We start from the raw sequence: 11,964 nt of genomic DNA on the forward strand, positions 1-11,964 counted from the left end.
GTGCGGTGCTGGTGGAGCCGGGTCGCTGCCGTCCGGAGCGGTGCCGTGGGGGTCCGGGTGGCGGCTGCCGGGAAGAGTGCCACCACTCACGAGTGGTTGTCAGGTGCCCATCAACTAATTGGCCGGAAAACGTCCGTTGGGCGAAATCCACGTCCGGAAAACGGACGGACGGATGGATGGACAGGCGGATGGGCGGGCGGACGGGCGGACGGATGGCCGGGCGGTCGGATCGGCCGGTCGAGGGTGATCCGGGGCGCACCGGTGCCGCCGGCGCGGCCGACGGGTCAGGCCACGCTCTCCCGCCAGGCCCGGTGCAGCGCCGCGTACCGGCCGTGGCCGGCGGCCAGCGCGGCCGGGGCGCCGTCCTCCACGATCCGGCCGTCCGCCATCACCAGCACCCGGTCGGCGGACTCCACCGTGGACAGCCGGTGCGCGATCACCAGCGCCGTCCGGCCGTGCAGCACCGCGCCCATGGCCCGCTGCACCGCCCGCTCGCCGGGGATGTCCAACGAACTGGTCGCCTCGTCCAGCAGGAGCACCGCCGGATCGGCCAGCAACGCCCGGGCGAACCCGACGAGTTGGCGCTGGCCGGCGGAGAGCCGGCCGCCGCGCTTGCGGACGTCGGTGTCGTAGCCGTCCGGCAGGGCGCCGACGAAGTCGTGGGCGCCGATCGCCCGCGCGGCCGCCTCGACCTCCGCGCGCTCGGCGTCCGGGCGGCCCAGGGCGATGTTGTCGGCGACCGTGCCGGAGAACAGGAACGCCTCCTGGGTGACCATCACCACCGCGCGGCGCAGCTCGGCGCCGGACAGCTCGCGCAGATCGACCCCGTCCACCTCCACCCGGCCCTGGGTGGGGTCGTGGAAGCGGGCCAGCAACCGGGCGAGGGTGGACTTGCCGGCGCCGGTCGCGCCGACCACCGCGACGGTGCTGCCGGCCGCCAGCGTGAGGTCGAACCGCGGCAGCACCTCGCCGCCCGTGCGGTACCCGAAGGACACGCCGCGGAAGGCCACTTCGCGGCCGGGCCGGGCCGGGGGCGCGGGCGGCAGCGCACGGGGCCGCGCCGGCTCGGGCACCGACGGCCGCTGGGCCAGCAACCCGGCGATCTTCTCCAGCGAGGCGGCCGCCGACTCGTAGGCATTCAGGAACACGCCCAGCCGGTCGATGGGGTCGTAGAGCCGGCGCAGGTAGAGCGTCGCGGCGGCCAGCACGCCCAGGGCGAGCGCGTCGGTGGCGACGCGGTAGGCGCCCCACAGGACGAGGGCGGCGATCGCGACGTTGGCCGTCATGCGGGAGCCGACGACGAAGCGCGCCATCGCCAGGATCGCGTCGCCGTTGAACCGCCGGTGGCGGGCGTTGAGGTCGGCGAAGGCCGCGTCGTTGGCCGGCTCGCGGCGGAACGCCTGCACCGGCCGGATCCCGCCCAGCGTCTCGGCGAACCGCACGATGACCGCGGCGATGGCACTGGACTTGGCGCGGTAGGCCCGGTGCGAACGCCGCTGGAAAGCCCGGACGAGGAGCGCCAGCGGCACCGCGGAGAGCAGCGCCGCGACGCCCAGGCCCAGGTCCAGCCAGAGCAGCAGCGCGCTGATGTAGAGCGTCGACAGGACGACCGTGACCAGCTCCTGGAGGCCCTCCTCCAGGAGTTCGCGCAGCGCCTCCACGTCGGTGGTGGCGCGGGATATCAACCGGCCGGAGGTGTAGCGCTCGTGGAAGTCCAGGCCGAGGTCCTGGGCGTGCCGGAAGATCCGGCCGCGCAGGTCCAGCAGCACGTCCTGGCCGGCCCGCGCGGACAGCCGGACGAAGACCCACTGGAGGGCGCCGGCGACCGCCGCGGACAGCGCCGCCGCCACCGCCAGGACCACCAACGGACCGTGGTCGCCCGCCCGGAGGGCCGGCACCACCCGGTCCAGGGCGTAGGCGACCAACAGCGGGCTGGCCTGCGTGGCGGCCTGTTGGAGCAGCAGGGCGACGGTGGCGGCCCACACCCGGCCGCGGTGCGGGGCGAGCAGCGAACCCAGCAGGGTGCGCGAGGCGCCCTTGGGGGTGGGCAGCAGGTCCGCTTCGAAGGCGTCCGGGGCACCGTCCGGCGGGGCCGGCTGCCGGCCGTCCGACGCGGCCGGCGCGGCCGGGGGGCCGGTGCCGCGGCCCTCGCCTCCGGGGCCGTCGACCGGCCGGCCGGTCTCCGTCGTCGTCATCGCCCGTCCTCCCCCTCGTGCCGCTCGGTGGCGCGCGCCGGGCCGCCGGACATCAGCGCCGCGTACTGCGCGTTCTCCCGCAGGAGTTGGTGGTGGGTGCCGACGGCGACGATCCGGCCGCCGGACAGCAGCGCCACCCGGTCGGCCAGCAGCACCGTGGACGGCCGGTGCGCCACCACCAGCGCGGTGGTGGTCGCCAGCACCTCCCGCAGCGCCGCCTCCACCCGGGCCTCGGTGTGCACGTCGAGAGCGGAGAGCGGGTCGTCCAGGATCAGGAAGCGCGGCCGGCCGACCACCGCGCGGGCCAGCGCCAACCGCTGCCGCTGCCCGCCCGACAGCGTCATCCCCTGCTCGCCGACCCCGGTGGCGGCGCCCTGCGGGAGGGCGGCCACGAACTCCTCGGCCTGCGCCACCCGCAGGGCCCGCCGCAGCGCCGCGGCGCGCTCCGCCGCCGGTCCGTCCGCCCCGCCCATCAGGACGTTCTCCGCCACCGTCGTGGAGAACAGGGTCGGCTCCTCGAAGGCCACCGCGACCAGCGTCCGCGCCTCCTCGCGGGTGAGCGTCGCCAGGTCCCGCCCGTCCAGGGTGATCCGGCCCGCTGTCGGGTCGTACAGCCGCGGCACCAGCGCCGTCAGGGTGGTCTTGCCGCTGCCGGTCGCCCCGACCAGCGCCATCGTCTCCCCGGGGCGGACGTGCAGGTCGACGCCGCGCAGCGTCGGCGGGGAGCTGGGGGGCGCGTCGGGGTAGCGGAACTCCACCCCTTCGAAGACCAGCCCCCCGCCGGGCCGTTCGCCGTCCGCCCGCCGGCCGCGGCGGTCGGCGCCGCCCTCGGACACCGGCGGCTCGTCCAGCACCTCGAAGTACCGGTCGGCCGCGGTCGCCGCCGCACTGCTCATCGCCAGCAGGAAGCCGATCGAGTCGACCGGCCAGCGCAGCGCCAGCGCCGTCGACAGGAACGCGACGAGGGTGCCGGTGGAGAGCTGCCCGTCGGCCACCTGGACGGTGCCGAGCACCAGCGCGGCGCCCAGCGCCAGCTCCGGCAGGACGGTGTTGACGCCCCAGATGACGGCCAGCAGACGGGCCTTGCGCAGCTCGGTGGCGCGGACCGCGCCGGCCAGCTCGCCGAACGCCCGGGCCTGGTTGCGGTGCCGCCCGAACCCCTTGACGATCCGGATGCCGAGCAGCGACTCCTCGACCACCGTGGTCAGGTCGCCGACCTGGTCCTGGGCCCGGCGGGCGGCCTGCCCGTACCGGGCCTGGAAGACCGAGCACACCACCATCAGCGGCAGCACCGGCGCCAGCAGCACCAGCCCGAGCGCCCACTGCTGGACCAGCAGGAGCACTCCGCCCACCACGATCGTCGCGCCGTTGACCAGCAGGAACGTCATCGGGAAGACCAGGAACAGGCGTAACAGCTGGAGGTCGGTGGTGGCCCGGGAGAGCAACTGGCCCGTCGCCCAGCGCTCGTGGAAGGCGACCGGCAGCCGCTGCACGTGGCGGTAGAGCGCCTCCCGCATCGCCGCCTCCACCGCGGCCGTCGGCCGGGAGACCAGCCACCGCCGCAGCCCGAAGAGCAGCGCCTCGGCGACCCCGAGCAGCAGCAGGTACCCGCCGCCCCGCCACACCCCGTCGGTGTCCCTGTGCGACACCGGCCCGTCCACCAGCCACTTGAGCACCAGCGGGATGACCACCGAGAGGCAGGACGCCACCACCGCCACCCCGGCGGCGACGAACAGCCGCACCCGCACCGGGCGGACGAAGGGCCACAGGCGGAGCAGCGAGCGCACCGCGGAGCGCCGTACCGCTCCGGTCCGCTCGTCGGGCGAGTTCGAACGCGTGGTCGTGGCCATCACCGCGAGCGTACGACCGGCCACTGACACCGCTCACGTGGTTTTCGCCGCGGCGTCCGGAACGGGGTCGGGGCGGGGCCGGTTCCCGCCCCTTGGCCCAAGGGGCGCTGCCCGGGCGTCAGTTGGTGCGGGTCCGACCGGTGGTGCTCACCCCGGGACCGCCCGGAACAGCAGCACGGCCCGTCCCGGCACGGTGAGTTCGCCGCCGGCCGCGCACGTCGCCCGGCCCGGCGGCGGTTCGGCCGCCCCGTCCGGCGGCGGTTCGGCCGAGGTGTCCACCAGCAGCTCGTAGGCGCCGGCCCACGGCAGGCCGGGCAGGACCACCGTCCGGGGCGCGGCGTCGGCGTGCAGTACGGCGAGGAAGCTGTCGTCGGTGACCCGGACGCCGCGGGCGTCGCGCTGCGGGATGTCGTTGCCGGAGAGGTACATGGTCAACGTGGCGCCGGGCGCGTACCAGTCCGCCTCGGTCATCTCGGCGCCGTCCGCGCCGAACCACGCCAGGTCGCGCAGCCCGCCGCGGTGCTGCGGACGGCCCGAGAAGAACGCCCGGCGGCGCAGCACCGGGTGGGTGCGGCGCAGCGCGATCAACCGGGCGGTGAGCGCGGCCAGGGCGCGCCAGTGGGGGTCGGCCAGCAGCGACCAGTCCACCCAGCCGGTCGGGTTGTCCTGGCAGTAGGCGTTGTTGTTGCCGTGCTGGGTGCGGCCCATCTCGTCGCCGGCCACCAGCATCGGCACGCCGGTGGACAGCAACAAGGTGGTCAGCAGGTTGCGGAGCTGGCGGCGGCGCAGCGCGGTGACGTCCCCGTCGTCGGTCTCGCCCTCGGCGCCGCAGTTGGCGGACCGGTTGTCGTGGGTGCCGTCCCGGTTGTCCTCGCCGTTCGCCTCGTTGTGCTTGTGCTCGTAACTGACCAGGTCGCGCAGGGTGAACCCGTCGTGCGCCGTGATGAAGTTGACCGAGGCGTACGGCCGCCGGCCGCCCCAGGCGTAGAGGTCGCTGGACCCGGAGAGCCGGTAGCCCAGGTCCCGGACGTCCGCGGTGGCGCCGCGCCAGAAGTCCCGGACGGTGTCCCGGTAGCGGTCGTTCCACTCCGTCCACAGCGGGGGGAAGGCGCCGACCTGGTAGCCGCCGGAGCCGACGTCCCACGGCTCGGCGATCAGCTTGACCCGGCGCAGCACCGGGTCCTGGGCGATCACCGCGAGGAACGGGGAGAGCATGTCGACGTCGTGCATGGAGCGGGCCAGCGCGGCCGCCAGGTCGAAGCGGAAGCCGTCCACGCCCATCTCGGTGACCCAGTAGCGCAGCGAGTCGGTGATCAGCCGCAGGACGTGCGGCTGGACGACGTGCAGGGTGTTGCCGCAGCCGGTGTAGTCGGCGTAGCGGCGCGGGTCCCCCTGGAGGCGGTAGTAGCCGCGGTTGTCGATGCCGCGCAGGGAGAGGGTCGGGCCCCGTTCGCCGGCCTCCGCGGTGTGGTTGTAGACGACGTCGAGGATCACCTCGATGCCGGCGTCGTGCAGCGCCCGCACCATCCGCTTGAACTCGCCGACCTGCTGGCCGCGGGTCCCGGTGGCGGCGTAGCCGGCGTGCGGGGCGAAGTAGCCGAGGGAGTTGTAGCCCCAGTAGTTGCGCAGCCCCCGGCGCACCAGGTGGTCCTCGTGCGCGAACTGGTGGACCGGCAGCAGCTCGACGGCGGTCACCCCCAGCCGGGTCAGGTGCGCCAGCGCGGCCGGGTGGGCGAGCCCGGCGTAGGTGCCGCGCAACCGCTCCGGGACGCCCGGGTGGCGCATGGTGAACCCGCGCACGTGCAGCTCGTACAGGACGGAGTCCGGCCACGGCGTCTTCGGGCGCCGGTCGTCCCGCCACTCGTCCGGCCCGTCGTCGTCCTCGCCGACCACCACGCCCTTGGGGACGTACGGCGCCGAGTCGCGGTCGTCCCGCACGGTGTCGGCGACCTGCTGCTCGGGCCAGTCCCGGACGTGCCCGTACAACGGGGCGGGCAGTGCCGGGCCGCCCGGGCCGGTCTCGATCCGGCTGCCGAAGTCCCCGTCCACGGCCCGGGCGTACGGGTCCAGCAGCAGCTTCGCCGGGTTCCAGCGGGCGCCGGTCCAGGGGTCCCAGCGGCCGTGCACCCGGTAGCCGTAGCGCTGCCCGGGGTGCACGCCGGGCAGGAAGCCGTGCCAGATCTCGTGGGTCAGCTCGGTGAGGGGGTGGCGCATCTCCTGCCCCTCGTCGTCGAAGAGGCACAGCTCGACGGCCTCGGCGCCGCCCGCCCACAGGGCGAAGTTGGTGCCCGCCGCCCCGTCCGGTCCGGTGCGGTAGCGGGCCCCCAGGGGCGTCGGGGTGCCGGGGCGGACGTCCGCGGGCGGGGCGAGCGGTTCGTCCGCCACCGCCTCCTGCTCGGGTGCGCTGGACACGTGCCGGCCTCCTGCGGCTCAAGGGCTCGTCGGACGGCGGCGTCCGGGCCCGGGGGAACCTCCCCGCGCGAGCCGGGGGAGCGTCCCGGCCGGGTCCGGGGCCGTCGCCCGCGGTGCGGTGCATGAGGGTGCACCGTTGTTCTGCCCGCAACCGGGCGTTGCCTCACGCTTTCCGTCGTCGCGGACTCCCGTTGCCGCACAGCGGCGCGGGCGGGCCCGGCGTGCGCCCCGCGCGCCCGCCCGGCCCACGGGAAGGCGCAGCCATGACATTCCGTTTCGCGGCATACCGCCCAACTTGCGAATCATCCGTCACAATCCGGCGTATGACCGGCCATCACCAGCACCGACCAGGGGACGACACCGGCGGCCGCACCGCGGACCGCGCACCGGCGGCCGGCCGCGCGCCCCGCGGCACAGGGACGCCCCCGCCGTCCCGCCTCCGCCGCGCCGCCCGCACCCTGCTGGTCGCGCTCACCGGCGTGGCGGCGCTGGCCGGCTGCGGCGAGGGGGACGTCCTCTTCGGTGGCGGGCCGCCCCGTCCCGAGGAGGTGATCCGGATCCTCCCGGGCGACGGCGCGCGCGGCGTACGGGCCAACGGGCGACTGGAGGTCCGGGTCCCGGACGGCACGCTGGAGCGGGTCGAGGTCAGCCGCACCGGCAGCGCCGGCCGGCAGCCGGTCGCCGGCCGGATCTCCCGGGACGGCACGATCTGGCGGCCGATGACCGACTCCCTCGAACTCGCCTCCCAGTACACCGTCGACGCGGTCGCCCGCGACGACACCGGCCGCCGCACCACCCGGCACACCACCTTCAAGACCTTCTCGCCCCCGCACCGGGTCATCGGCTACTACTCCCCGGAGAGCGGCACCACGGTCGGCACCGGCCTGATCTTCTCGCTGGTCTTCAACCGGCCGGTCCTGGACCGCGCGGCCGTGGAGCGCGCCGTCACCGTCAGCGCCCGCCCCGCCGTCGAGATCGCGCCGCACTGGTTCGGCCACCGCAGGCTGGACTTCAGGCCTCGCGAGCGCTGGCGGCCGGGCACCCGCCTCACCGTCGACCTGCGCCTGCGCGAGGTGCGCACCGGACCCGGCGCCTACGGGATCCAGTACAAGACCCTCCACTACCAGGTGGGCCGCGACCAGGTCAGCACCGTCGACGCGGCCCGGCACACGCTGACCGTCCGCCGCGACGGCCGGGTGGTGGCCACCCTCCCGGTCACCGCCGGCAACGCCGAGAACCCCACCTACAACGGGACGATGGTGATCCTGGAGCGGCACGCGGTGACCCGGATGGACGGCGACACCGTCGGCTTCGGCACCGAGTACGACATCCCGGACGTGCCGCACGCCATGCGGCTGACCCGGTCCGGCACCTTCCTGCACGGCAACTACTGGGCGCGGCCCGAGGTCTTCGGCGGCCTCAACACCAGCCACGGCTGCGTCGGACTGCAGGACGTCCGCGGCGGCGGCCCGGACACCCCCGCCGGCTGGCTCTACCGGAACTCGATCGTCGGCGACACGGTGGAGGTCCGCAACTCCCCGGACCGCACCGTCGCCCCCGACAACGGCCTGGGCGGCTGGAACCTGCCGTGGGCGGCCTGGCGGGCGGGCAGCGCGCGGCACTGAACCGGCCCGCGCCCGCGCGCCCGCGCCGCGCCCTCCGGCGCTCGTACGCATGCCCGCGCGGCCACCCGCAGACCGCGACTAAACCGTTGTCCCCAGGGGGAGTTCACTGTCGGTGCCGTGTGGTTGTCTAGCGGCACGCACCCGGCCCACGGCGTCCGGGGCGGAGCCGGCGGGGCGTGCGAGGGGGAAGGGGCCAGTCGTGAACGACCGATCCATGGTGGGGGAGCCGGAGTACCGGCGGCGGGCGCGCCGCACGGGCGCGCCGCTCGCCCTCGTGCTCGCACCGCTGCTGCTGTTGCTCGCGGCCTGCGGGGGCGGCGGCGCGGCGCCCTCCGGGCGGACCGGGGAGGACACCGCCGCCTCACGGGCCGCCGTGGTGATAGCCCCCCGGGACGGCACCCGCGACGTGGCCACGAGCGGCGCGCTGCGGGTGACCGCACAGCAGGGCAGGCTGCGCTCCGTGCAGGTCACCGACGCCAAGGGCAACGCGGTCGACGGGAAGATATCCGGCGACGGCGCCCAGTGGCAGCCCGCCGGCCACCTCGGCGCCTCGACGCGGTACACCGTCGACGCGGTGGCGGTGGACGCCCGGGGCCGACAGGCCGCCGAGCACGCCACGTTCACCACGCTCGTCCCGAAGAACACCTTCCTCGGCCAGTTCACCCCGGAGAACGGCCAGCGGGTCGGCGTGGGAATGCCGGTCTCGATCCGCTTCACCCGCGGCATCACCGACCCCCGGGCCGTGGAGCGGGCCGTCACCGTCACGGCGCGGCCCGCCGTCCCGATCGCCGGCCACTGGTTCGGCAACGACCGCCTCGACTTCCGCCCGGAGAAGTACTGGGCGCCCGGCACCAAGGTCACCCTCCGGCTCGACCTCGACGGCGTCGAGGGCCGCCCCGGCGTCTACGGCACCCAGGCCAAGGAGGTCTCGTTCACCGTCGGCCGCAGCCAGGTGAGCACCGTCGACGCCCGGACGAAGCAGATGACCGTGGTCCGCGACGGCAGGACCCTGCGGACCGTCCCGATCACCGCCGGCGCCCCGGGCACCGAGACCTACAACGGCCAGATGGTGATCAGCGAGAAGCACCCGGTGACGCGGATGAACGGCCAGACCGTCGGCTACGGCGGCGAGTACGACATCAAGGACGTCCCGCACGCCATGCGGTTGAGCACCTCCGGCACCTTCATCCACGGCAACTACTGGTCGGGCCGGGCGGCGTTCGGCACCCGCAACGCCAGCCACGGCTGCGTCGGCCTCTACGACCAGCGCGGCGGCGGCGACCCCGACACCCCGGCGGCCTGGTTCTACCGGAACTCCCTCATCGGCGACGTGGTCATCGTCAAGAACTCCCACGACCACACCATCCAGCCGGACAACGGCTTCGGCGACTGGAACCTCTCCTGGGCGAAGTGGCGGTCGCGGTGAGCTCGCGGTCCGGGCGGTGGGGCGGCCGGAGGCGGGGCGGCGCGCGACGTTAACGCGTACTAACCTGCCGGCATGACTGTGCATCTCGAGGTCGCCGACGGCGTCGGCACCATCCGCCTGGACCGCCCGCCGATGAACGCCCTGGACGTCGCCACCCAGGACCGGCTCCGTGAACTCGCCGAGGAGGCCGGTCGCCGGGACGACGTCCGCGCCGTCGTGCTCTGGGGCGGCGAGAAGGTGTTCGCGGCCGGGGCGGACATCAAGGAAATGCAGGACATGGACCACGCCGCCATGGTGCTGCGGTCCAAGGAGCTGCAGGACGCCTTCACGGCGGTGGCCCGGATCCCCAAGCCGGTGGTCGCCGCGGTCACCGGCTACGCCCTCGGGGGCGGCTGCGAACTCGCGCTCTGCGCCGACTTCCGGATCGCCGCCGAGAACGCCAAGTTGGGCCAGCCCGAGATCCTGCTCGGCCTCATCCCGGGCGCCGGCGGCACCCAGCGCCTGGCCCGCCTGGTGGGTCCGTCCAAGGCCAAGGACCTGATCTTCACCGGCCGGCACGTCAAGGCCGCGGAGGCGTTGGCCATCGGCCTGGTGGACCGGGTGGTGCCCGCCGACGAGGTCTACGCGCAGGCGCACGCCTGGGCGGCGCGGCTGGCGGCCGGGCCGGCGCTGGCGCTGCGGGCCGCGAAGGAGTCCGTCGACGCCGGCCTGGAAGCCGACATCGACACCGGGCTGACGATCGAACGCACCTGGTTCGCCGGGCTGTTCGCCACCGAGGACCGGGAGATCGGCATGCGCAGCTTCGTCGAGGAGGGTCCGGGCAAGGCCCGGTTCCGTTGAGCCGCGACCAAGTCCGTCTGAGGTCAGTGGTGTTGACGGGATGCCTGGGGTTTGGCTGGTACGCCATGCCTCGTGTGGGCGAATTGCGGAAAACTTAATTACGCCTTAAAGGGGCCGGGTTGGCGGCGTCCGGTGGTCCGTCGCCCGTTCGAGGTGTTTGCAGGTCAGCGCCGTCCGGTCGCCTCCCGGCTGCCGTTGGCATATGTCGCGCGGGGGGTGTGGAGCCACTGATTCCGGACAACGGATTCCCTAGGTTCCGCCCCCCGATGCGGTAAGGGGCGGCCATTATGGGGGGCATGGCGGGCCTCGAAGGAATGGAGCAGCCGCGGCCGCGGAGCGAAGCGGCTGCCGCGCACGGGGAGTGCCCCGGTGTGGACGGGGAGGCGACCCCGGCCCCGGTCGGTCCGGCGCCGGCCGCCCCCGACCTGGTCGGCGATCCGACCCTGGGCGAGGTCAGACTCCCCTCGCGCCCCCAGTCCGCGCGGACCGCGCGCCGGTTGACCGCCGCCATCCTCCTCAAGCAGTGGACGCTCTCGCCGCAGCTCGCCGAGCACGCGGTGCTCCTCGTCTCCGAACTGGTCGGCAACGCGGTGCGGCACACCGGGGCCCGCACCTTCGGGCTGCGGATACTGCGCCGGCGCGGCTGGATCCGGGTGGAGGTGCGCGACCCCTCGCGCGGACTGCCCTGTCTGATGCCGGTCCAGGCGATGGACGTCAGCGGCCGGGGGCTCTTCCTCGTCGACAAGCTCTCGGACCGCTGGGGTGTGGATCTGCTGCCGCGCGGCAAGACGACCTGGTTCGAGGTCCGGGTCAACGACCGCTGACCCGGGAAACGGGACTGGGGCCCGCCCGCGGGATGCCGCGGGGTGAGCCCCAGTACCCGGCCGTCTGCGGGCGGAAGGGGTAGCCCGCGCGGCCGGCGGCGACCGGCCCGCCGTGGCGGGGGCGCCGCGGACGACTATGGCAGGCCGGACCACCGACGGCCAAAGCCGACACATCGGTCATAAGGGGGCGTCTTGGGATCAAATTCGACGCGTTCTCGGGTGAGCTATGCCACCGCCGTCGCCCGGCGCCGGCGATCCGTAGGATAAGAGGTTCCCGACGACACGGACCGACAGCGAGGGGGAGGGACCATGCACCGGCTGCGCCGCTCGGCGACGCTGACCCTGCTGCTCCTCCTCGCGGTCGCCTTCGGGCCGCTGCTGTGCCGGATCGGCGGCGACCAGGCATGGCTCGCCGGACGCGCGGCCGCCGCCGCCGAGATCTGGCGGACCGGCCCCACGGGCCCCGCCGCGGCGTCCGCCGCGCGCCCCGCCGCCACCGCGCCCCTCGCGGTGGCCGACGCCGTCAAGAACTGCTCCGGGCGGCACGCCCCGAGCCAGGGCGAGGCCGCCCCGCTGCCCGCCCCGCACCGCGCCGAGCTGCTCGCCCCGGACGCCACCGCCTCAGGGCCGCTCGCCACCGACCTGCCCCACCGGTTCGCCCTGGCCCGCCCGCCCACCGGCGCCGCATCCGCCACGGACCACACCGCACTCCTGCCCGTACTGCGGATATAGGACGCCCGGCCGGCACCCCGCCGCCCGCCCGTCCGCACACCCCTCCCGTACGACAGGAGC

At 75.0% G+C, this 11,964-nt stretch carries 8 protein-coding genes; 5 read left to right on the forward strand and 3 right to left on the reverse strand.

The features are described from left to right. Positions 1–284 precede the first annotated feature (284 nt). From ABD385_RS06555 to glgX, 3 genes are all read right to left on the reverse strand, one after another. Positions 285–2,195 (reverse strand): ABC transporter ATP-binding protein, encoded by a 1,911-nt coding sequence (locus ABD385_RS06555; protein WP_344574034.1) that lies wholly within the window; start codon positions 2,193–2,195, stop codon positions 285–287. Next, on the reverse strand, positions 2,192–4,045 hold the full coding sequence (locus tag ABD385_RS06560) for an ABC transporter ATP-binding protein (protein ID WP_344574035.1): 1,854 nt from the start codon (positions 4,043–4,045) through the stop codon (positions 2,192–2,194). The genes ABD385_RS06555 and ABD385_RS06560 overlap by 4 nt, the downstream gene beginning before the upstream one ends. A gap of 147 nt (positions 4,046–4,192) precedes the next feature. Then, a complete protein-coding gene (glgX, locus tag ABD385_RS06565) occupies positions 4,193–6,457 on the reverse strand; it encodes a glycogen debranching protein GlgX (protein WP_344574036.1) in 2,265 nt (754 codons plus the stop codon). A gap of 323 nt (positions 6,458–6,780) precedes the next feature. Between glgX and ABD385_RS06570 the strand changes: the two genes are divergently transcribed. The 5 genes from ABD385_RS06570 to ABD385_RS06590 all read left to right on the forward strand — a co-directional run bounded on the left by ABD385_RS06570 (position 6,781) and on the right by ABD385_RS06590 (position 11,904). Continuing rightward, positions 6,781–8,082: a L,D-transpeptidase gene (locus ABD385_RS06570; protein WP_344574037.1), complete on the forward strand. Its 1,302-nt coding sequence runs from the start codon at positions 6,781–6,783 to the stop codon at positions 8,080–8,082. A 214-nt stretch (positions 8,083–8,296) separates the two neighbouring features. Beyond that, a complete protein-coding gene (locus tag ABD385_RS06575; RefSeq protein ID WP_344574290.1) occupies positions 8,297–9,508 on the forward strand; it encodes a L,D-transpeptidase in 1,212 nt (403 codons plus the stop codon). A gap of 72 nt (positions 9,509–9,580) precedes the next feature. Beyond that, on the forward strand, positions 9,581–10,348 hold the full coding sequence (locus ABD385_RS06580; protein WP_344574038.1) for an enoyl-CoA hydratase/isomerase family protein: 768 nt from the start codon (positions 9,581–9,583) through the stop codon (positions 10,346–10,348). Positions 10,349–10,644: 296 nt separating this feature from the next. Then, entirely contained in the window at positions 10,645–11,172 is a 528-nt protein-coding gene (locus tag ABD385_RS06585) for an ATP-binding protein (protein WP_344574039.1), read from the forward strand. A gap of 309 nt (positions 11,173–11,481) precedes the next feature. Continuing rightward, a complete protein-coding gene (locus tag ABD385_RS06590) occupies positions 11,482–11,904 on the forward strand; it encodes a hypothetical protein (protein ID WP_344574040.1) in 423 nt (140 codons plus the stop codon). Positions 11,905–11,964: the final 60 nt, after the last annotated feature.

Source organism: Streptomyces lunalinharesii (assembly GCF_039532155.1).
Classification (GTDB): Bacteria; Actinomycetota; Actinomycetes; order Streptomycetales; family Streptomycetaceae; genus Streptomyces; species Streptomyces lunalinharesii.